Below are 20,791 nucleotides of genomic sequence, written 5' to 3'. Positions count from 1 at the left end.
CGCCGGGGGCGGCTGCGCCACCGCCATGCGCCGCGCCAGGGCCGCCCCCACCGGCGCCGCCACCATGGTCCCCACCGCCGGGCGCCTGGGCCATCGCCACGGTCGAGCCGATCACCAAAGCGGCCGTGGCAGCCGAGCGCAGAATGATGCTACGTATTGAATTTACAGCCATTACGGTCTCCGTTGTTCGTCGAGCCCTCAACGGCGCGCCCGCAGTTCACGTTCCCTTGCGTCGGGCCGATTTGTCGCAGAGCCGTCGTGTTTTTAGTCGTAAGACTCCGCCGTCGGATCGAGGATGGGAAAGCGAATGCGTGGGCTTGTCGGGTTATTGGTCCTGTTGTCGATCGCGTTCGTCCTCTGTGAAAATCGCCGCGGGATCGGCTGGCGCGTGGTCATCGGCGGCGTCCTGCTTCAGGTCGGCCTGGCGGTCCTGCTGCTGAAATTTCCGCCGGCGATCCAGGCCCTCGTCCTTCTCAACAAGAGCGTCGGCGCCCTGCAGAGCGCGACCGACGCGGGAACCACGCTGGTATTCGGCTTTCTCGGCGGCGGTCCCCTGCCCTACGCGGAGACGCAGCCCGGCGGCAGCTTCACCCTCGCCTTCCGGGTCTTTCCGCTGTTCCTCGTCATCAGCGCGCTGGCCTCGCTGCTGCTGTACTGGGGCGTCCTACAGCGGATCGTCGGCCTGCTCGCCGGGCTTCTGCGCTGGACGCTCGGCATCGGCGGTGCGCTGGGCCTCGGCGCGGCCGTCCATATCTTCGTCGGCATGGTCGAGGCGCCGCTGCTGCTGCGGCCCTATCTCAAGACGATGAGCCGCGGCGAACTCTTTGCGCTGATGAGCTGCGGCATGGCCGGGATCGCCGGCACCGTCATGGTGATCTACGGCGCGATTCTCGGCAAAGTCCTGCCGGATTCGTTCAGCAGCATTCTGGTCGCGTCCGTCCTCTCGACACCCGGGGCGTTGGCCGTCGCCGCGATCATGGTACCGTTCCGCGTCGACACAACGGACGACGCCACGCTCGACGACAGTGCGCGGCCGACAAGTTCGATGGAGGCGATCATCAAGGGCACGACCGACGGCGTCGGCATGATCGCGTCCATCGTCGCCATGCTGATCGTGCTCGTCAGCCTGGTCACCTTGCTCAACATGGCTTTGGGGCTGATAAGCTTGGCGGGTGCGCCGTTGACCCTGCAGCGTATTTTCGCCTACGGGTTCCGCCCCTTGGTCTGGCTCATCGGCATTCCCTGGGACGAGTCCGACGTAGCCTCGCGCCTGATGGGCACGAAGACGGTGCTCAACGAGTTCGTCGCCGTCATCGACCTGTCGCATCTGCCCGACGCCGCGCTGAGCCCACGCTCGCGGCTGATCATTACGTTTGCTCTCTGCGGCTTCGCCAACTTTGGCAGCCTCGGCATCATGCTTGGCGGCATGAGCGCGATGGCGCCGGAGCGCCGGCACGAGCTGGTCGCGCTCGGCTGGCGCTCGATGATCGCCGGGACGCTGGCGACGCTGATGAGCGGGGCGGTGGTGGGATTGCTGAGCTAGAGCGCCGGCCGCTTAAGTGGACGCACTCAAGCGATAAGCCGTCGCCCTTTTTTCAAAGACTTAGAGCATCGGGTCGCACGCAAAAGTCTGCAACTTTTGCGTCCGATGCTCTAGCTAGGCAGCGTCCTGGATGTCGAAGCGGGCCACCTTGCCCTCGCGAAGATGGAAGACGTGCCCCACCGTCTTGTCCTTGAGACCGTGCGTCTGCCCCTGGAGCGGTTTGCCTTCGAGATCGAAGACGGACTGCCGGACTTCGGCGACGATCGCGCCCTCCGCCGTCCGATGAAAGCCCACGGCTTCGACGTGGGGACTGACCATGGCCCACTGGCGGGTCCAGTACGCGCGGACAGCCTCACGGCCATGGACATGGCCGCCATCCATGCCGTTGGCCCAGGCGACATCATCGGTCAGCGCCGTCAGCACGCCATCGATGTCGCGCGCATTGAAGCGGTCGTAGAGGCCTTCAAGAACTTTGACGTCATCGGTCATTGGGTTTTCCCTTGCATCGCGCTTGCAATGAGCTCGCGCTCAGAGCATTTACATATGCACGTATATATATGGATCTCGATCGGTTCAAGGGGTAAGCTGCAATGGATCTCGATGTGCTTTCGACGCCGGGGCACCTGATCAGCCTCGCGGCGCGCGGGTTCGCCCGCCTCAGCGAAGCGCGGCTCAAGCCGCTCGGCTTCGGTGTGGGCCATCTCCCCGTGCTGGTCGCGCTTCGGGACGGCAAGGCCAGCACGCAGCGGGATCTCGCCCGCTTCGCCAAGGTCGAGCAGCCGCCGATGGCGCAGATGCTTGCCCGCATGGAGCGGGACGGGCTGATTCGACGGGTGCCCGACCCCGCCGATGGGCGCAGCAGCCGCATCACTTTGACGCCGGCTGCGGAAGCGCGCCTGCCGGACGCGATTGCCGTGTTGATCCGGGGCAATTGCGACGTCCTGCGCGGTTTCACCGACGCGGAAGCCGGGCTGCTTGCTGCCCTGCTGACGCGCCTGATCGCAAACCTCGATCGGGTCGCGACTGTCGAGGCCTCGGCCGACGGGTCGGGGCCTAACACGGACGATTGAACGGTCCCCCGGTCCGATCGAGCCCGAAACGCGATCCCCGCGAACGATTGCGCCAGCGAAACATTCAGCGTCGGGACTTCGCCGCAGGACGACAACAATGACCGTGTTCTTCACCGCCGACACGCATTTCGGCGATACGCGAATCCTCAACACGGCAAAGCGCCCGTTCAAGACCATCGGCGCGCACGACCACGCTCTGATCGAACGCTGGCAGGAGGCTGTCGGCCCGAACGACGAGGTCTGGCATCTCGGCGATTTCGCGCCCGGCTACAGCGCCGCGATGGTCGGCGCTTTGCTCGATGCGCTACCCGGGCGCAAGCATCTCATCACCGGCAACAACGACGACGACGTCACCCGGCGCCATTCGGGCTGGACGAGCGTCGGCGCCTATGCGGAGCTGAAATTGAACGAGGTGACCTGCGTGCTCTGCCACTATGCATTCCGCACGTGGTTCCGCATGGGCAAGGGCTCGCTCGACCTCCACGGCCATTCGCACGGCAAGCTGAAGCCCCTAATCCGCCAGTTCGACGTCGGCGTCGATCTCTGGAATTTTCAGCCGGTCACCGTCGAGACCCTGCTGGCGAGCCGACGCCGCAAGAAGGCCGCGGTGCGGTTGGCGGCCGCGGCATAAAAACGTCCCGGCAGGGTTCCCCGCCGAGACGTTTTTCGTTAGCGACCGGCCAGGATCAAACCTGGCCGAAGCGGATCAGGCCTGGCCGGAGGCCGCAGCGGCGACTTCCGCCGCGAAATCGGATTCCTGCTTCTCGATGCCCTCGCCGAGCGCGTAACGCACGAACCCCTTGAGGACGATCGGGGCGCCGGCCGCCGCTTCAGTGTCCTTGACGACCTGGCCGATGGTCTTGTTGGCGTGGTCGGGAATGATCGACGGCTGATCGACGAGGCAGACCTCTTTGTAATAGCTCTTCAGGCCGGACTCGACGATCTTCTCGACGACGTGCGCCGGCTTGCCGGCTCCGTTCTTCTCGGCAAGCACCTTCTTCTCGCGTTCCACGACCTCGGGGTCGAGCGCGCTGGAATCGAGCGCCTGCGGATTGGTCGCCGCAACATGCTTCGCGATCTGGCCACCGAGGGTCTGCAGGACGTCGACCTTGCCGGTCGATTCCAGAGCCACGATCACGCCGATCTTGCCGAGGCCGGGCGACACCGCATTGTGCATGTAGCTGCCGAAGGCGCCCTGGGTCACCGAGAGCAGCGCCGCGCGACGCAGCGTCATGTTCTCGCCGATGGTGGCGATGGCGTTGGCAATCGCAGTCTCGACGGTGCCGCCGGCCGGATAGGCGGACGCCTTGATCGCCTCGACGTCGGTCAGCTTCTGCGTCACCGCGACTTCAGCGATGTTGCGGGCGAGCGCCTGAAAGTCCTCGTTGCGGGCGACGAAGTCGGTCTCGGAATTCACTTCGACGATCACGGCATCGGTCGTCTTGACGGTGAGCGCGACGAGACCTTCGGCGGCGATGCGGCCGCTCTTCTTCGCGGCCTTGGAGAGGCCCTTCTTGCGCAGCCAGTCGACGCCGGCCTCGATGTCGCCCGCCACTTCGGTGAGCGCGTTCTTGCAGTCCATCATGCCGGCGCCGGTCTTCTCGCGAAGTTCCTTCACCAATGCGGCTGAGATGATTGCCATTGCATTTGGTCCTTTTAAAACGAGAAAGCGGACAGCTGTCGCTGTCCGCTATAGATCAGAATTACGACGGCCGAAATCAGACCGCGAGAAGACCGCGGGCCTGATTGACCCAGCCGTCGCGAACGACGCGGCCGCCGAGCTTCAGGTCGGCGTCGACCTTGGCTTCGTCTTCCGGCGTCATGGCCGCGATCTGCCAGTAATGGAAGATTCCGCCTTCGTTGAGCTTCTTGATGATGTTCGGACCAACGCCCTGGAGCTTGGCGAAATCGTCCGGCGCGCCGCGCGGCGCGGAGAGGATCTCGAAGGTCTCGGCGGGCGCCTCGAACACTTCGGCGAGCTCAGGCTTCGAATCTTCCTGTGCCGCAGGCTCGACGGACGCCGACTGCTGCACTTCCGGCGGCAGCTCTTCGACCGGGGTCTCCGCTTCGCCGAAGTCGACGCCGGCCGAACCCTGGCTACGCGAGATGCCGTCGAGGGCGGCGCGGGCGATCAGATCGCAATAGAACACGATGGCGCGACCGGCGTCGTCGTTACCCGGGATCGGGAAGGTGATGCCGTCGGGATCGCAGTTGGTGTCGAGGATCGCCGCGACCGGAATGTTGAGCCGGCCGGCTTCCTTGATCGCGAGCTGCTCCTTGTTGGTGTCGATGACGAAGATCAGGTCGGGCACGCCGCCCATGTCCTTGATGCCGCCGAGCGCTTTTTCGAGCTTTTCCCGCTCGCGGGTCATCATCAGGCGCTCTTTCTTGGTGAGGCCGATGGCGCCCGCGTCGAGCAGGTCGTCGATCTTGCGCAGGCGCTGGATCGAGGCGGAAATCGTCTTCCAGTTGGTCAGCATGCCGCCGAGCCACCGGGCATTGATGTAATACTGGGCCGAGCGGCGCGCCGCGTCGGCGATCGCATCCTGCGCCTGGCGCTTGGTGCCGACGAACAGCACGCGGCCACCGCGGGCGACGGTATCGGACACGGCTTTCAGCGCCTGGTGCAGCAGCGGCACGGTCTGGGCGAGATCAATGATGTGGATGTTGTTGCGCGCGCCGAAGATGTAGGGCGCCATCTTGGGGTTCCAGCGATGCGACTGGTGACCGAAATGCGCGCCGGACTCGAGGAGTCCACGCATCGAGAATTCTGGTAGGGCCATGGGTACGACGTCTCCGGTTAAACCTCCACGGATCAATGAGGCTCGCGAGAGCCACCGGGATGCTGCCCTTGAAGCAGGGAAGCGCGATCCGTGTGTGGGATTTGGGCTCCATACGGCGGGGGACTGAGAATTACAAGGAAAACCTTCGTGCCGACCGCAGGGAATGGCTGTGCGCAAGCCCGCTCACTGCGTCCCAGGACCGATCAGCCTCATGGTGAGGAGGCCGCGAAGCGGACGTCTCGAACCACGAGGCGGTCCCGAGATCGCGCATTCTGGAGCCCTCGTGGTCGAGACGCGGCTGCGCTGCTCCTCCCCATGAGGGGATGGTGGCAACCGGGAGATTTTGGCTGGTGAGGCTTCCTTAAGTCGCCGCTGCGTCGATGGCCTGCGCGCGCTGGAACGCCGGGCGCGACAGGCAGCGTTCGAGGTAGGCGGAAAAAGCCGGCGTCGGCTCGACGATCTTGAAGACGTGTACGCCGAGGAACAGGTCGCAGCCGAGCATCACGTCGGCCGCGGAGAAGCTGCCGCCAAGGATCCACGGGCCGTCGCGCAGCGCCTCGTCAAGGACGGCCATGGTCTTGTCGAAGCTGCCGTAGCCGGCCGAGACTTCTGAGACGGTGAGGTTCTGGAACTTGTGCATGAACGCCGCCTCGACGCAGCCGGCGGCGAAGGCCAGCCACTGGAGATAGCGGCCGCGCTTGGGATCGCCACGCGGCGGCTCGAGGCCGGCGGCTGGCACGCGCTCGGCGACATAGGCGCAGATGGCCGCGGATTCGGCGACGCAGACGTCGCCATCGCGCAGCGCCGGCACCTTCGCCATCGGATTGATCGCCTTGAAGGCGGGTGTGCGATGCGCGCCGGTCGCCATGTCGAGGCGGATGCGCTCGTACGGCACGCCGGCCTCTTCCAAAATCCACAGCGCGCGGAGCGATCGGGTGCGCGGCGCCCAGTAGAGTTGCATCATGGAGACCCTCCGGCGTCTGGCGCGATAGCGACGAAACGGTGCGGCCACCGAGGCGTTCGGGAGCCTTTTCGACCCGTCATCAGATTGGCACCAAACCGGCGCATTCAGAGCTCAGGACTGATTCGCTGTCCACACCATCGCTTGTCGGATCGAGGGGGTTACCGCTTATGAAAAAGAAGCTGCCAACCCTGGAGAGGGATGCGGAAGCCGAGACTTTCGTCTCGACCTTGGATCTGACCGAATATGATCTTTCGGCCATGGTCCCGGTGCAGTTCACGGTGAGACCAAGCGCCGTCCCCCTCAGCGTGGATCTGCCCAAGCATCTCGTCGACGAAGCTCGGACCAAGGCCACGGATTCCGGCGTCCCGCTCCAGGATTTCATCCAGACGGCCATTGCACGGGCGGTTCTGGAATAACGGCGTCGGATCGTGCTCGCTTTGCCACGTCATCTGCGGGCGAAGCGAAGCAATGCAGAGCGGCTGTTTCCGTTGACGTCGCGTCCAGCGCCCCTGGCTTGCTTCGCCACGCTCGCAACGACGGTCCCTAAATATGCTCCACCGCCACGATCCCCGGGATCGCCTTCAACGCGCCGGCGATCTGCGAGGAGACCTGGAAGCGGCCGGGCAGCCGGATCTCGGTTTCGCGCGCGCCGTTCATCGCGCAGATGAAGACTTCCCCCTCCCCTTTCGCGGAGAGCTGCTTGGCGATCGAGCCGAGCGGCTGCTCGCCGCGGATGAAGATGCGCAGCCCCTTCTGCACCCGCTGTGCCGCCTGATCGAGCGGCTCGACGGAGACGATGCGGGCGCGCACGTCCTCGCCCTCGAGCTGCGCCTGGATGCCGACCAGCACCGAGGCGCCCTTGACCAGCAGATCGCGGAACTGGTTGAGCCCCTCCTCGAAAAGGATCGCCTCGTACTGCCCGGACTGGTCCGACAGGTTGACGATGCCCATTTTTGAGCCCGACCGGGTACGCCGCTCCGCCTTGTCCAGAATCGTCGCGGCGAGGCGGCCGGCCGAGGCGCCGCCTTTGACCGAGCGACAAAAATCGGTCCAGCGCAGCACCCGCATGCGCGCGAGCACGCTGGTGTAAGCGTCGAGCGGATGGCCGGAGAGGAAGAAGCCGACGGCGTCGAACTCGCGACGCAGCCGTTCGGTGAGCGGCCAATCCGGAATCTTGGCCAGCGCCAGGGTCTCTGCGGTGTCGGAGGCGAACAGCGCGCTCTGGCCGGCGAGACGCTCCTGGGTGCGGCGCTGCGCCAGCGCCATCAGCGTCTCGATGCCGGCAAAGACTTTGGCGCGCTCGCGGTCGAGGCCGTCGAAAGCGCCCGCCGCGCACAGGCTTTCCAGCACCCGCTTGTTGGCGTCGCGTGGGTTGAGACGGCCGGCGAAATCGGCGAGATCGCGGAACGGTTTGTCACCCCGCGCGGCGACGAGCCCCTGGGCCTGGCCGTCGCCGACGCCCTTGACGGCGGACAGCGCATAGCGGATCGCCAGCGTCTCGCCTTCGCCCGGATGCACCTCAAAGTCGGAGCCGCTGCGGGTGATCGACGGCGGCTCCACGACGATGCCGAGGCGCTTGGCCTCGTTGGCGAATTCGGAGAGCTTGTCGGTGTTCGGCTTGTCGAGCGTCATCGACGCCGCGATGAATTCGACGGGGTAGTTCGCCTTGAACCAGGCGGTCTGGTAGGCGATCAGCGCGTAGGCGGCGGCGTGGCTCTTGTTGAAGCCGTAGTCCGCGAATTTCGCCAGCAGGTCGAAGATGTCCGCCGCCTGCTTGGCCTCGACGCCGCCCTTCACCGCCCCCGAGGTGAAGCGGTCGCGCTGCGCGTCCATCTCCGCCTTGATCTTCTTGCCCATCGCGCGGCGCAGCATGTCGGCCTCGCCGAGCGAGTAGCCCGACAGGATCTGCGCGATCTGCATCACCTGTTCCTGGTAGATGATGACGCCGAAGGTTTCCTTCAAAACCACTTCGATCTTGGGATGCAGGTAGTCCGGCTCCTCGTCGCCGAGCTTGCAGGCGCAATAGGTCGGGATGTTCGCCATCGGGCCCGGCCGGTACAGCGCGACGAGCGCGATGATGTCCTCGAAGCGATCGGCGCGCATTTCGACGAGCGCCTTGCGCATGCCCGCACTTTCCAGCTGGAACACGCCGACCGTCTCGCCCTTGCCGAGCATCTGGAAGGTTTTGGCATCATCGAGCGGAATGGCTTCGAGATCGACAACGATGCCACGCTGCGCCACCAGCTTCACCGCCGTCGCCAGGGTGGTGAGCGTCTTCAGGCCGAGAAAATCGAATTTCACCAGCCCGGCCGGCTCGACCCATTTCATGTTGAACTGGGTCGCCGGCATGTCGGATTTCGGGTCGCGATAGAGCGGAACGAGCTCGTCGAGCGGCCGGTCGCCGATGACGATGCCGGCGGCGTGCGTCGAGGCATTGGAGTACAGGCCCTCGAGCGTCTGCGCGATGTCGAGCATGCGCGCCACCCGCGGGTCGGCCTCGGCCGCCTCGCGCAAGCGGATTTCGGTGTCGATGGCCTGCTTCAGCGTGACGGGGGCGGCCGGGTTCTGCGGCACCAGCTTGGCGAGCTTGTCGACCTGGCCGAGCGACATTTCCAGCACGCGGCCGACGTTGCGCATCACGCCGCGCGCCAAAAACGAGCCGAAGGTGATGATCTGCGCCACGCGGTCGGCGCCGTAGCGATCGCGGACGTAGCGGATCACCTCGTCGCGGCGATCCTGGCAGAAATCGATATCGAAATCCGGCATCGACACGCGTTCCGGATTGAGGAAGCGCTCGAACAGCAGACCGAAGCGCAGCGGATCGAGATCGGTGATCAGCAGCGAGTAGGCGACCAGCGACCCGGCACCCGAACCACGGCCCGGCCCGACCGGGATGCCCTGGAGCTTGGCCCATTTGATGAAGTCGGACACGATCAAGAAATAGCCGGGAAAGCCCATCTTCTTGATGACGTCGAGCTCGAAGGCGAGGCGGTCGTGATAGGCCTGCTCGACCATGCCCGGCGCGATGCCGCGCGCGGCGATGCGCGCCGCGAGCCCGGCTTCGGCCTCCTTGACCAGCACGCTGGCCTCGTCGAGCGCGCCGACGGCGAAGCCCGGCAGGATTGGCTTGCGTGTGCGCGGGCGATAGGCGCAGCGCTGGGCGACCTCGACCGTCGATGCCGTCGCTTCCGGCAGATCGGCGAACAGGTCGAGCATTTCCGCGCGGGTCTTGAAGCGATGCTCGGGCGTCAGCTGGCGCCGCTCGGCCTGGCCGACGACGGCGCCTTCCGCGATGCAGATCAGCGCATCATGCGCCTCGTAGTCGGAGAGCGCGGCGAAATACGGCTCGTTGGTCGCGACGACGGGCAAGCCGCGGTCGTAGGCCATGTCGATCAGCACGCCTTCGATGTCGCGTTCCGACGCGATACCGTGGCGCTGCAGTTCGATGTAGAGACGCCGGTCGAAGACAGGCTCGAGCTGCGCCAGCCGGCTTTGCGCGACGTCGAGCCGACCGAAGCCGAGGCTGGCGTCGAGCGGCCCGCTCGGGCCGCCGGTCAGCGCGATGAGGCCGGCGCTGCGGGAGGCCAAGCGCTCCAGGGTGATGTGCGGCGGCTCGCCCGGCGCAGGATCGAGCCAGGCCCGCGACGCCAGATGCATGAGGTTGAGATAGCCCGTCTCGTCCTGGGCCAGCAGCACCAGCGGCGCGCGACCCGCGTCCTCCTCGCCACCGCGCGCCGAGAGCTGCGCGCCATCGCCGAAGGCGATCGACAGCTGGATGCCGATGAGCGGCTGGATGCCGGCCTTCGCCAGCTTTTCCGAGAATTCGAGCGCGCCGAACAAATTGTTGGTGTCGGTGATGGCCAGCGCCGGCATGCCGTCGGCCCCGGCGAAGGTCGCGAGCTTGCCGATCGACATCGCGCCTTCGCGCAGCGAGTAGGACGAGTGGACGTGGAGATGGATGAAGCCGGCCTGCGGCGCGGCACGCGGCGGGGCCGGCGGTTTGCCCGCGCTTGCCGTCCAGGCCCGATTGTTCTCGCGTGACATGTCCGCCTCTTGTGCTTCTGCCGACCCTAGGCGCTTCCACCGCGCGAGGAAACGCGCGCGTCGTCGCCATCAACAGGTCGATGTCCGAGCCAATATGTTCCTATTTTGTTCCCGCACAAGCCAAAAGAAAGGGCCGGCCATTGGCGTGTCGGGGTTGCATGGCTGCCGCGGTGGATCGAACCATGCGTCCGCACGTTGCATGCACCCTCGCCCCGGCGCATTCGTCGCCCGGTGGCGCCGCCCTTTTCTCGATCCTGGATGCTCCACATGTCCCAACCCACAGTCACCCTGAACGACGGCCGCTCGATCCCGCAGCTCGGCTTCGGCGTGTTCAAGGTTCCCCAGGACGATGCGACAAAAATCGTCGGCGCGGCGATCAAGGCCGGCTATCGCGCCATCGACACCGCCGCGATCTACAGGAACGAGGAAGGGGTCGGCGCCGCGATCGCCGCCGCCGGCGTGGCGCGCGACGATCTCTTCATCACCACCAAACTGTGGAACGACAGCCATGCGCCTGACGCCGCCAAGGCCGCGTTGGCGACGAGCCTGAAGAAGCTTGGGCTCAAAGCCGTGGACCTTTACCTCATTCACTGGCCTGCGCCGGGCAAAGGCGACATCGTCGCGACCTGGAAGAGCCTGATCGCGATGCGCGACGAAAGCCTCGCTACCTCGATCGGCGTGTCGAACTTCACCAAAGACGATCTGACGCGGATCATCGAGGCCACCGGCGTCGTGCCGAGCGTCAACCAGATCGAGCTGCACCCGAGCTTTCAGCAGACGGACCTCCGCGCCTTCCACGCCGAGCAGGGCATCGCCACGGAATCCTGGAGCCCGCTCGGCCAGGGCGCCGGGCTGAAGGACGCGACGATCGGCACAATCGCGAAAAAACACGGCCGCTCACCGGCGCAGATCATCCTGCGCTGGCACCTCGATCTCGGCCTGATCGTCATTCCGAAGTCGTCGACCCCGGAGCGCATGGCGGAAAACTTCGGCGTGTTCGACTTTGCGCTCGACAAGGACGACTGGACGGCGATCGAGGGGGTCGATCGCGCCGACGGGCGGATCGGGCCGGACCCGACGACGTTCGGGTAACCACCGCCGTCTTTCCGGAGCGCGCGCAGCGCGGATCCGGAACCGGTGTTCTTCGAAAACAAGTCGAGGAGCGCCGGTCCCGGGTTCGCGCCCGCGACGCGCCCCGGGATGACGTGGTCCTAGATAATGCTCATCATCTCAACCAAACCGCTGCCGCGCCAAAATCGCGGCGACGTCGAGGCGAGCGGCCGACGCCCCGAAGGTCAGACCCGCATTGGCGCCGTAACGCATGATGAAGAAGCCCTCGCAGACCGGTGCCGGGGCATGCTGCGCGAGAAGCGCGCCCTGGAGTATCAGCGCCATCCGCTCGGCGACGTGGCGCGCCTCGAAATCCGAGGCGACGCCGGCTCGCGTCAACGCCAGCGTGGCGTGGGCCGCGCGGTCGAAGGGCGCGTCGAGGCCGGCCGCCGGCGCGATCACGGCGGCAAAACCTTCCAGGGCCGCCGGCTCCTTGCGCAGGGTTCGTAAGATGTCGAGTGCAATGACATTTCCCGAGCCCTCCCAGATCGCGTTGAGCGGGGCTTCGCGGTAGAGGCGCGGCAGCATCGTTTCCTCGATGTAGCCGACGCCGCCCAGGCACTCCATGCACTCGGCAACGAAGGGAACGCAGCGCTTGGTCAGCCAGTATTTCGCCAGCGCCACGGCAAGGCGGGCGTAGGCGCGGCCGGCCTCGTCCGTCGCCTCGAAAGCGCGCGCGACGTGCATCACCAGCACGACCGCCGCCTCGTATTCCAGGCTCAGCTCGGCGAGCACGCCGGCCATGACCGGCTGGTCGATCAGCGGTTTCTGGAACACCCGGCGGCCCGCCGCGTGGTGGAGGGCCTGGGCCAGCGCCATGCGCATGATGCCGAGCGTCGCGGCGATGGTGCCGAGGCGGGTATGATGCACCATCTCGATGATGGTCTTGATGCCGCCGCCCTCCGCGCCGAGCCGGAACGCGGTGGCGTCGACGTACTCGATTTCGGCCGAGGCGTTGGAGCGGTTGCCGAGCTTGTCCTTCAGCCGCATCAGGCGGATGCCGTTGCGCACGCCATCGTCCAGCACGCGGGGCACGAGGAAGCAGCTCAGCCCACCCTCGGCATAGGCGAGGGTCAAAAAGGCATCGCTCATCGGTGCGGAGCAAAACCACTTGTGGCCGGTGAGACGATAGGCGCGGCCGCCGAGCGGGTGGGCGCGCGTGGTGTTGGCGCGGACGTCGCTGCCGCCCTGCTTTTCCGTCATCGCCATGCCGAGCGTCACGCCGATTTTTTCCGCAAGCGGGCGCAGCGTGGCGTCGTAGCGGCCGCCAATCAGCGTTTTAAGCCAAGGCGCGGCGACATCGGGTTGAGCGCGCAATGCCGGCACCGCGGCATAGGTCATGTTGATCGGGCACATGACGCCGGCCTCGGTCTGGGTGAACAGCGCGAGCAGCGCGGCATGCGCGACATGGCGCCCGGACCCGTCGTGCCGCCAGGCGACGTCGTGAATGCCGTGCTCCATCGCGAGCGTCATCAGCGCGTGGTAGCTCGGGTGAAACCGAACCTCGTCGAGCCGTTGGCCGTAACGGTCGAACGCGACGAGCTGCGGCGGGTTTTTGTTGGCTTCTTCGCCCCAGGCCAAAACCTCGTCGGAACCACAGGCCGCGCCGAGGGCCTGGGCGCGCCGGTCGAGCCAATCGCCGGCCTCGCGCCGGACCGCCTCGCGCAGCGCGCGGTCGCAGGCATAGAGGTTGAGACCGGCAAACGCCGGCGGCTGGTTGAACACCGCGTGGGTACCGAGATCGGTGGTCGGCGCAACGCGCGTCATGACGGTCTCCGTCGGCGCCGATGACGCCCAAGGCATCTCACCATCGCAGGCGCGCGGCCTCAAGGACCCTTTCGGCGCCGGACGGCCTTCACATATGCGGCACGTTGAAGAGGTGGCGGATCTGCGCCACCAGGCGCGGCACCGAGCCCTGTTCGGCGCTGTCTTCGTTCGCCCCCATCAGATGGCCTTCCATCTTGGCGCGGCGCGCGAAGGTCATGCCCAGCTCTTCCGCGATGGCGGGCCGCTGCTGCATCAACGGCCCGATCCCGGATTGCGCGATCTCGTAGACCACGACGGACGTCAGCGCGCGCGAGGTGCCGAGCTCGCCGTGGCCGGTCAATAGACCGCTCTCGCCAAAGCAGTCGCCAGGCGCGAGCCGCGCCAGTTCGACGGTGCGGTCATCCTCCTTGCGGGTGACGACGACGGCCCCGCTGCGGATGATGACGAGGCAGCAAAGCTTGGTGCCCTGTTCGGCGATGACCTCGTCCTTGCGGTAGGTGCGCCGTGTCATCGTGCCGGCCAGCGCGACTTTTTCCGTTTCGGTCAGGGAGGCGAACAAAGGTAGCGCATCGAGCAGGCGCAGCGGCGTCGCACGCTCCTCCTGCCCTCTGCGCGCGCCATGCGGCTCCGCGGACGAGCCGACCGGCGCCGCCAGCGTCAGGCCTGCGGCGATGACGTGCCGGTAGATGAGGTCGAAGAGCTCGTTCCGCGCCGCCGGCGCCGCCGCCATGTCGCTGACCCGGACGGACAATTCGATCTCGATCGCCTGCGCATCCATCGCCTTGATCTGGACCGTCGGTTCCGGCGTCAGCAGGATGGCGTTGCTGCTCATGAGAACGGTCTGCATCACCTCCATGATCGTCGCCGGCGACCAGGTGGGCACGACACGGATCGTCAGGTTGAGGCCGTGGCTGCGGTCCGGGCTGCTCAGGTTGACCAGGCTGACCTTGGCCAGCACGCTGTTGGGCAGGATGACGAGGTCGTTGGTGCCGTTGAGCAGGTGGGTGGCGCGCCAGTTGGTCTCGACGACGCGGCCTGCCATGCCGTCGCTGAGGACGATCCAGTCGCCGAGGCCGTACGGCCGCCCGAGATTGAGGGCGATGCCGGAGAACACGTCGCTCAACGTGTTCTGCAGCGCGAGACCGAGGATGATGGCGAAGACGCCGGAGGTCGCGATGAGCGTCCCGACCGGCACCGCGAAGACGTAGGCCACCACGGACAGCGCGGCGCCGAGATAGATCATCCCGACGACGAGGTCCTGGATCAGCCGCCCCTCGCGCGGCTGGCGCTCGAAGATCAGAAAGACGCGGACGAAGCTGACCAACGCCCAGGCGGCGTTCATCCACCAGATCAGTTTGGCGAAGCCGACGAAGACGCGCTGCAGAATGGTCGCGCCAGGCGGTCCGGCCTCGTAGGGCTCGATGCCGTGATAGAGCAGCAGGATCGTCAGCGCCGTGAAGAAGCCGACCTGCGCGGCGAGACGGAGCGAAGGATGATGGCGCAGCGCGACGCGGGTGATCAGCACTCCGATCATCGCCAGCGAGCCCGTCTGTACGATGGGATCGGCAATCATCTCCCAGGTCTTTGGAGAGCTCAGCATGGCACAGTCGGGCGATCCCATTCGCGGGCAAAGGCGACGCTCAAGGTTCTAGCCGTTGATGCCGTTCGACACAAACGCCGCGGTTTCAACGATCTGGAGCGGCGGTTCCGGTTTGCCCCGCGGCGACGCGATGAAACCAAAACGCCGATCGGCTCTTTACGCCCGATAGCGGCGCGCGACTTGCACTTTACTGCTTTACGTCGTCGCATCGCCTCGGCTTTGCCTTAAAAGCTAGTGATTGAGCCGTCCTTGACCATCCACCGCGGGAAGAGAGCCAACAAAGATGCCTTTGAGAAGCAGTGGCCCGAGCGGCTGGGTCAGCTTTGAAATCGGCGTAAAACTCGTCATGTTCGATGAGGAGGGCAAGACCGTCCTGATCGCCGTCGATTCCGAGGTGCTTGATTTTTTCGAAAACCCCATCCTCGACGATGATGTGGCGTGCTTCAAACGGCATCGCGACAAAATCGAGCGCGTTGCCAGCGCGCTTTACGACGCCGGCCTTATGGAGGATGGCCGCGTGCGGGTGACCTACGGCGATCTCAGGCGGCTCTGAGCGCCGACCGCTCCGTGGAGCCGCGAAAGCCTAAACATCCGTGTCGCTGCGCTTTCGCAGGCTGACGGGAATACGGGGCGCGGCCTGGAACAGCGGCGTCGGGGTCAGAAGCCTGTTGCTGTGATCCGCGTTGACGGACAGGAGATGGACGCTTGCCGCCGAAGCGATATTTTGGACGTCCGGATCGTAGGTGAGGCTTCGTCCTGTGGCGAGGCTCATGCGTCCGATGCGCAGCACCGCCTTGGCGAGCTTGATTTTGGCCTGACTCGTCAGATCGTAGTCGGCGATGAGCGCCTCGGCGGCGCGATCATAGGCCAGCTTCAGAATCGCGGCTTGGTCGGGATCAAAGATGGCGCCTTCAATCACATCGATAGCAATATCGGTGCGCACGCTGGTGACAGTGATCATGGGAGTGGCCTCTGAATCACCAGATTGTATCTTTTGATAAAAAGACCTCAAGAGGATATTCCATGAAATCGCTTTCCGGCGCGTACGCCTTTAGTCTCTCCATAGCGCGATAGAGAGATCACACCGATTTGTTGCATATGCCATGAATTATCGTCAGAACACCTTTAGTATAGGTTGAGCGTAGTATTAGTACTCTATTATAACGTTACCATCGGGTGATCTCCGGAATGCCTGTCACCGTGAAACGTGAGCCTCGACGCGGCGTCGCCGCGCGGTGGCGTGGTGACGCCGCCGAACCAGCTTCAAGCAAGCTTATGGCGCTAGGGTTCACTGGCAAAGTCACGCCGAGGTTCCAGACCCATGCCGCAATCCGCCGTTCGCCCGTTGCGTTCCGTGCCAGAAGAAGCGGCTGCGCTGCAGTCTTTCCTGGACGAGCGGAAGGAAGACGCGTTCGTCGGGCCGGACGCGTTTCTCGTCGAGACTCTGCGCCGCTTCAACGCTTCGGACATCATCGCCGTCGTCGACACCATCGCCTATCCCGTCGGCTCGCCGCTCAACATCTATCTCTACAAACTTTGGATCGAGCTCTGGATCGGAAAATCGGAAGGCATCTATGCCATCTGGTACAACATCGCCATCCAGTACGGCGCCTATGGCGATACGACGAACAAGATCATCGCCTACAAGAACGCCCTCTCGGAAAAACCCGATCTCTATCAGGCCGCCCTCAACCTGGGCTTGACCTACGAGGCCGCCGGCGAGACCGACAAGGCGCTGGCGTTGTGGGCCAAATCCCTGCAGCCGGACGAAGCCCGCATCGCCTTGCTGAACAATCGCGGCCGCCTGCTCGAAAACGTCAAGAAACTGGGCGAGGCCGAGCAGGAATTCACCACGAGCCTTCTGACGAACCCGCTGCAGGCGGACGTGCTTCACCATTGGGTCGGCTTGCGGACCAAGACGTGCACCTGGCCGATCTACGGCACGGCCGTCCCGGGCGTGACCTACCCTGCGATGGTAGCCGCCACCCGCGCGCTCACGATGCTCGCCCTCTTCGACGACATCGCGATCCAGGATCGCGGCAACGCGTCGTGGATCGCGGAAAAGATTCCGCCGGCAGCGGTTCGTTTGAGTCCCGTCCGCGGCTACGCCCACGCGAAGCTGCGCATCGGCTACATCTCCTCCGACTTCTGCATGCACCCGATCGCCTATCTCGTCGCCGAATTGTTCGAGCAGCACGACCGCGACCGGTTCGAGATCTACGGCTACTGCTCGACGAAGGATGACGGCAGCGCGGTGCGCAAACGCGTTCTCGCGGCGTTCGACAGCTATGTCGACGTCCGTACGCTGAGCGACGAGCAGATCGCGCACCGGATCCGCGCGGATGAAATCGACATTTTGGTCGACCTCAACGGGCTGACGCTCGGCACGCGTCTCGGCGCGCTGCGCTGGAAGCCGGCACCGGTGCAGATGACCTATCTCGGCTACAACGGGCCGATCCCGCTGCCCGAACTCGACTACATCATTGCGGACGGCTTCACGATCCCGCCGGAAAAAGTGGCGTCCTATCGGCCGACGCCGCTCATCATGCCGAAGTGCTATCAGGTGAACGACAGCAAGCTTCCGATCGCGATGCAACAGACGCGCGCCAACGCCGGTCTGCCGGACGACCGCTTCGTCTTCTGCAGTTTTTCCAACACCTACAAGCTGACCGAAACGGTCTTCGACGGCTGGATGAGCATTTTGCAGCGGGTCGAGAATTCCGTGCTCTGGTTGTTCATCGACAATGACTATGCCTTGAAGAACGTCAAGGCGCGGGCGCTGCGCGCGGGCATCGCCGAGGACCGGCTGATCTTCGCCGGCCGCGTCGAAGCCTCGGAATATCGCGGACGCCTGGCGCTCGCCGATCTGTTCCTCGACACCTACCCCTACAATGCCGGCACGACCGCCAGCGACGCTTTGCGCGTCGGGCTGCCGCTCATCACGCTCAGCGGCGAATCCTTCACCTCGCGGATGGCCGGCAGCCTGCTGACGGCGATGGGTCTCGACGAGGGCATCGTCTACGACCAGGCGGCCTACGTCGAACTCGCGGTGGCTCTGGCGACCGATCCCGTGCGCTACAAGGCATTCCGCGACCGCGTGACGCCCGAACTCTGGCTGCGCACGCTCGGCGATACGCCGGAATTCTGCCGGGACCTCGAAGAAGCGTTCCAGGCCGTGGCTTTGCGCGACGGCGCTGCCGACGCGATGCACCTGGAATTCCTCGAAGCGGTGTGAGCCGCTTCGAGCCGTCCCGCATCAGAGATCGTCGAGCGAAGAGCCGATGCCGTTGTCCTGCAGAAAAGCCTGGCGCGCGATCCTGATCGACGGCGTCGGGGCCGGAAACGTCCTGTAGATGCGGCGGTAGGTGTCGACCAGCAGATGGTCGTTGCTGCGGCCGCGGTTGTCGGCGCGCTCCCGCGTATAGATGATCGGTCCCTCGATCGGGACGTGGCGGAACGGCGTGTCCTGCGCGACGTCGAGCAGAAATCCCCAATCTTCGTTGAGGCTGAGGCTGGGGTCGAACAGACGCTTCCGGACGACTGCGGTCGGGTAGACCAGACAGTGCAGCGGGATGAAATTCTTGACGTGGAGATCGTCGAGCGCCTTGTTTGCCAGCGAACGTTTCTCCGCGGAGACCGGGACGTAGCCGGCGCCTTCGGCGCGCTCGTGGACGACATGATAGTCCGTGTAGAGAACGCTGCCATCGTCGAGATCGGGATCGATGGTGCGGAAAAAATCTTCGGTGAAGGCGTCGTCGTCGTCGAGGAATGCGACGAAGGCGGCATCGACGAGCTTGAGGCCGACGTTCCGCGAGGCCGCAGGTCCCGGCACGCCGCTACGCTGGATGAAGACGTCGCTTGCGGTCAGCATGGACGTGACCACGCCATAGGTCTCGGCGCAGGCGACATCGGACACGATGACCAGCTGGATGGCGCCGTACGATTGATCTTTCACGGATTGGATCGCGCGTGCCAACATGAGCGGCCGCTTGTGCGTGGTGATGATGACCGAATGCCGATGCATTCTGCTTCCCTGTTCAAAAAGCCACGCGCGTGGCGCGGCGGCCGATCATCGACAGGTGTATTGGTCGAAGCTGTCTGGGAGCTGGACGGTTTCGGCACGCGGATCTGCCGGGAAGATCATGTGGCGTTCAAACCGTCTCGGCGGCTGAGCGTCACACCGTCGATGACGTGAATCGCCGGCCGGGTCGACAACCCGGCCGGCGCTATTGTCGTTCAGCTAGGCCTGCCTCGATCTTAGTTGTCGAGGTAGGCGAGCGTGGCGCTGCTCAGTTTCCCGAAGACCGTTGCGTTGATCGCGTTGACCTGAGTCGTGGTCAAGGCATCGAGATCGGTCGTCGAGAAGTTCTGGATCGTCGCGGCGGTCAGACCAGCGATCTGGCCGGTCGTCAGCGCCGTGGTCTGATCCGTGGTGAGTTCAGACAGCGTCGTCGTCGTCAGGCCGTTGAGCTGGGTTGCGGTCAGCCCCTTCAGCTGCGCCGAGCTGAGGCTCTGCACTTCTGTCGAGGACAGGTTGTTGAGCGCCGCCGTGGTGAGCGCCGCGATCTGCGTCGAGGTGATGCCGGCGACCTGGGTCGTCGTCAGCGCCTGCAGCGTGTCCGAGCCGAGGCCGCTCAGCGCCGCTGCCGTGAGGCTGCCGACCTGCGTCGAGGTCAGGGCCTGCAGGTTGGTGGTGCCGAGCTTGCCGAGGCCCACCGCGGTGAGACCGGCGACCTGCGTCGACGTCAGACCCGAGACCTGATCCGTGGTCAGTTCGTTCAGCGTCGCCGAGGCGAGACCGTTGAGCTGGGTCGCGGACAGACCCTTCAGCTGCGTCGTGCTGAGGCTCTGCACCTCCGTCGACGACAGGTTGTTGAGCGCCGTGGTGGTGAGACCCGCCAGCTGCGTCGAGGTGATGCCGGCGACCTGCGTCGTCGTCAGCGCCTGCAGGTTTGCCGAGGTGAGACCACCCAGCGCCGTCGCCGTGAGGCTGCCGACCTGTGTCGAGGTCAGAGCCTGCAAGTTGGCGGTGCCGAGATTGCCCAGAGCCGTCGCGCTCAGACCGGCGACTTGCGTCGAGGTCAGGCCGGCGACCTGGTCGGTGGTCAGCGTGGTCAGGGTTGCCGAGCCGAGGCCGTTAAGCTGCGTCGCGGACAGTCCCTTCAGCTGCGTCGAGGTGAGGCTCTGAACCTCCGTCGACGACAGGTTGTTGATCGCCGCCGTGGTCAGGGCCGCGATCTGCGTCGAGGTGATGCCGGCGACCTGCGTCGTCGTCAAAGCCTGCAGGTTGTCGGATCCCAAACCGCCCAGCGCCGTCGCCGTCAGGCTGCCGACCTGCGTCGAGGTCAGCGCCTGCAAGTTGTCGGTGCCGAGCTTGCCGAGGCCAACCGCAGTGAGACCAGCGACCTGCGTCGAGGTCAGGGCCGAGACCTGGCTCGTCGTCAGTTCGGTCAGGGTCGCCGAGGCGAGGCCGTTGAGCTGGGTGGCGGACAGCCCCTTCAACTGCGTCGAGGTAAGGCTCTGCACCTCCGTCGACGACAGGTTGTTCAGAGCGGCTGTCGTGAGACCCGCAAGCTGCGTCGAGGTGATGCCGGCGACCTGGGTCGTCGTCAGCGCCTGCAGATTGTCGGATGTCAGACCGCCGAGCGCCGTCGCCGTCAGGCTGCCGACCTGGGTCGAGGTCAGAGCCTGCAGGTTGTCGGTGCCGAGCTTGCCGAGGGTCGCCGCGGTCAGACCGGCGACTTGCGTCGAGGTCAGGCCCGGGACCTGGTCGGTGGTCAGCGCGGTCAGCGTGGCCGAGGTCAGGCCGTTAAGCTGCGCCGCGGACAGACCTTTCAGCTGCGCCGTGTTGAGGCTCTGCACTTCCGTCGAGGACAGGTTGTTGAGCGCCGTCGTGGTGAGGCCGGCGAT

17 protein-coding genes are annotated in these 20,791 nt (G+C 65.3%); 7 read left to right on the top strand and 10 right to left on the bottom strand.

The genetic code is table 11. The features are described from left to right. The first annotated feature begins 307 nt into the window (after positions 1-307). Positions 308-1,543: a NupC/NupG family nucleoside CNT transporter gene (locus GSQ79_RS27320; protein WP_158811894.1), complete on the top strand. Its 1,236-nt coding sequence runs from the start codon at positions 308-310 to the stop codon at positions 1,541-1,543. 114 nt (positions 1,544-1,657) lie between these two features. Here the strand turns inward: GSQ79_RS27320 and GSQ79_RS27315 are convergent, their stop codons facing one another. Next, positions 1,658-2,032 (bottom strand): nuclear transport factor 2 family protein, encoded by a 375-nt coding sequence (locus tag GSQ79_RS27315; protein WP_158811893.1) that lies wholly within the window; start codon positions 2,030-2,032, stop codon positions 1,658-1,660. A gap of 101 nt (positions 2,033-2,133) precedes the next feature. Between GSQ79_RS27315 and GSQ79_RS27310 the strand changes: the two genes are divergently transcribed. Next, on the top strand, positions 2,134-2,613 hold the full coding sequence (locus tag GSQ79_RS27310) for a MarR family winged helix-turn-helix transcriptional regulator (RefSeq protein ID WP_158811892.1): 480 nt from the start codon (positions 2,134-2,136) through the stop codon (positions 2,611-2,613). A 97-nt stretch (positions 2,614-2,710) separates the two neighbouring features. Beyond that, positions 2,711-3,244 (top strand): metallophosphoesterase family protein, encoded by a 534-nt coding sequence (locus tag GSQ79_RS27305; RefSeq protein WP_158811891.1) that lies wholly within the window; start codon positions 2,711-2,713, stop codon positions 3,242-3,244. 75 nt (positions 3,245-3,319) lie between these two features. Here GSQ79_RS27305 and tsf read toward each other — a convergent pair whose 3' ends face one another. The 3 genes from tsf to GSQ79_RS27290 form a co-directional block, all read right to left on the bottom strand. Continuing rightward, complete coding sequence (gene tsf, locus GSQ79_RS27300; RefSeq protein WP_158811890.1) at positions 3,320-4,255, bottom strand: translation elongation factor Ts; 936 nt, start codon at positions 4,253-4,255, stop codon at positions 3,320-3,322. A gap of 76 nt (positions 4,256-4,331) precedes the next feature. Further along, entirely contained in the window at positions 4,332-5,396 is a 1,065-nt protein-coding gene (locus GSQ79_RS27295) for a 30S ribosomal protein S2 (RefSeq protein ID WP_158811889.1), read from the bottom strand. 361 nt (positions 5,397-5,757) lie between these two features. Further along, entirely contained in the window at positions 5,758-6,360 is a 603-nt protein-coding gene (locus tag GSQ79_RS27290; RefSeq protein ID WP_158811888.1) for a glutathione S-transferase family protein, read from the bottom strand. 167 nt (positions 6,361-6,527) lie between these two features. Here GSQ79_RS27290 and GSQ79_RS27285 point away from each other — a divergent pair, with 167 nt between their 5' ends. Next, complete coding sequence (locus tag GSQ79_RS27285; protein ID WP_158811887.1) at positions 6,528-6,776, top strand: CopG family antitoxin; 249 nt, start codon at positions 6,528-6,530, stop codon at positions 6,774-6,776. A gap of 127 nt (positions 6,777-6,903) precedes the next feature. On the opposite strand, the gene dnaE is transcribed toward GSQ79_RS27285, so the two are convergent. Continuing rightward, positions 6,904-10,404, bottom strand: a complete 3,501-nt coding sequence (gene dnaE / locus GSQ79_RS27280; RefSeq protein ID WP_158811886.1) for a DNA polymerase III subunit alpha — start codon at positions 10,402-10,404, stop codon at positions 6,904-6,906. A 267-nt stretch (positions 10,405-10,671) separates the two neighbouring features. Between dnaE and GSQ79_RS27275 the strand changes: the two genes are divergently transcribed. Beyond that, positions 10,672-11,496 carry an aldo/keto reductase gene (locus GSQ79_RS27275; RefSeq protein WP_158811885.1) on the top strand — a complete coding sequence of 275 codons (825 nt, stop codon included), beginning with the start codon at positions 10,672-10,674 and terminating at the stop codon, positions 11,494-11,496. A gap of 138 nt (positions 11,497-11,634) precedes the next feature. Here GSQ79_RS27275 and GSQ79_RS27270 read toward each other — a convergent pair whose 3' ends face one another. Both GSQ79_RS27270 and GSQ79_RS27265 read right to left on the bottom strand, forming a co-directional pair. Beyond that, positions 11,635-13,281, bottom strand: a complete 1,647-nt coding sequence (locus GSQ79_RS27270) for an acyl-CoA dehydrogenase family protein (RefSeq protein ID WP_158811884.1) — start codon at positions 13,279-13,281, stop codon at positions 11,635-11,637. Positions 13,282-13,369: 88 nt separating this feature from the next. Further along, positions 13,370-14,881, bottom strand: a complete 1,512-nt coding sequence (locus tag GSQ79_RS27265) for a cyclic nucleotide-binding domain-containing protein (RefSeq protein WP_158811883.1) — start codon at positions 14,879-14,881, stop codon at positions 13,370-13,372. Between the two features lie 289 nt (positions 14,882-15,170). Between GSQ79_RS27265 and GSQ79_RS27260 the strand changes: the two genes are divergently transcribed. Beyond that, positions 15,171-15,434, top strand: coding sequence for a DUF1488 family protein (locus GSQ79_RS27260; RefSeq protein WP_158811882.1), 264 nt, complete (start codon positions 15,171-15,173; stop codon positions 15,432-15,434). A gap of 30 nt (positions 15,435-15,464) precedes the next feature. Here the strand turns inward: GSQ79_RS27260 and GSQ79_RS27255 are convergent, their stop codons facing one another. Continuing rightward, positions 15,465-15,842 carry a hypothetical protein gene (locus tag GSQ79_RS27255; protein ID WP_158811881.1) on the bottom strand — a complete coding sequence of 126 codons (378 nt, stop codon included), beginning with the start codon at positions 15,840-15,842 and terminating at the stop codon, positions 15,465-15,467. A gap of 360 nt (positions 15,843-16,202) precedes the next feature. On the opposite strand from GSQ79_RS27255, the gene GSQ79_RS27250 reads away from it, so the two are divergent. Further along, a complete protein-coding gene (locus GSQ79_RS27250; RefSeq protein ID WP_158811880.1) occupies positions 16,203-18,116 on the top strand; it encodes a glycosyl transferase family 1 in 1,914 nt (637 codons plus the stop codon). Positions 18,117-18,137: 21 nt separating this feature from the next. Here the strand turns inward: GSQ79_RS27250 and GSQ79_RS27245 are convergent, their stop codons facing one another. Continuing rightward, a complete protein-coding gene (locus GSQ79_RS27245) occupies positions 18,138-18,905 on the bottom strand; it encodes a glycosyltransferase (RefSeq protein ID WP_158811879.1) in 768 nt (255 codons plus the stop codon). Between the two features lie 233 nt (positions 18,906-19,138). After that, the coding region (locus GSQ79_RS27240) for a beta strand repeat-containing protein (protein WP_368669985.1) at positions 19,139-20,791 on the bottom strand (1,653 nt) is incomplete at its 5' end.

Source organism: Beijerinckia sp. L45 (genome assembly GCF_009765775.1).
GTDB lineage: Bacteria > Pseudomonadota > Alphaproteobacteria > Rhizobiales > Beijerinckiaceae > RH-AL1.
Note: the sequence above shows the minus strand (reverse complement) of the source record. Positions and strands in the feature narration are given on the sequence as shown.

Bases quoted from the DNA above. Each gene is read 5' to 3' on its own strand.
- GSQ79_RS27320 (WP_158811894.1), top strand. From the start codon at position 308: ATGCGTGGGCTTGTCGGGTTATTGGTCCTGTTGTCGATCGCGTTCGTC.
- GSQ79_RS27315 (WP_158811893.1), bottom strand. From the start codon at position 2,032: ATGACCGATGACGTCAAAGTTCTTGAAGGCCTCTACGACCGCTTCAAT.
- GSQ79_RS27310 (WP_158811892.1), top strand. From the start codon at position 2,134: ATGGATCTCGATGTGCTTTCGACGCCGGGGCACCTGATCAGCCTCGCG.
- GSQ79_RS27305 (WP_158811891.1), top strand. From the start codon at position 2,711: ATGACCGTGTTCTTCACCGCCGACACGCATTTCGGCGATACGCGAATC.
- tsf (WP_158811890.1), bottom strand. From the start codon at position 4,255: ATGGCAATCATCTCAGCCGCATTGGTGAAGGAACTTCGCGAGAAGACC.
- GSQ79_RS27295 (WP_158811889.1), bottom strand. From the start codon at position 5,396: ATGGCCCTACCAGAATTCTCGATGCGTGGACTCCTCGAGTCCGGCGCG.
- GSQ79_RS27290 (WP_158811888.1), bottom strand. From the start codon at position 6,360: ATGATGCAACTCTACTGGGCGCCGCGCACCCGATCGCTCCGCGCGCTG.
- GSQ79_RS27285 (WP_158811887.1), top strand. From the start codon at position 6,528: ATGAAAAAGAAGCTGCCAACCCTGGAGAGGGATGCGGAAGCCGAGACT.
- dnaE (WP_158811886.1), bottom strand. From the start codon at position 10,404: ATGTCACGCGAGAACAATCGGGCCTGGACGGCAAGCGCGGGCAAACCG.
- GSQ79_RS27275 (WP_158811885.1), top strand. From the start codon at position 10,672: ATGTCCCAACCCACAGTCACCCTGAACGACGGCCGCTCGATCCCGCAG.
- GSQ79_RS27270 (WP_158811884.1), bottom strand. From the start codon at position 13,281: ATGACGCGCGTTGCGCCGACCACCGATCTCGGTACCCACGCGGTGTTC.
- GSQ79_RS27265 (WP_158811883.1), bottom strand. From the start codon at position 14,881: ATGCTGAGCTCTCCAAAGACCTGGGAGATGATTGCCGATCCCATCGTA.
- GSQ79_RS27255 (WP_158811881.1), bottom strand. From the start codon at position 15,842: ATGATCACTGTCACCAGCGTGCGCACCGATATTGCTATCGATGTGATT.
- GSQ79_RS27250 (WP_158811880.1), top strand. From the start codon at position 16,203: ATGCCGCAATCCGCCGTTCGCCCGTTGCGTTCCGTGCCAGAAGAAGCG.
- GSQ79_RS27245 (WP_158811879.1), bottom strand. From the start codon at position 18,905: ATGCATCGGCATTCGGTCATCATCACCACGCACAAGCGGCCGCTCATG.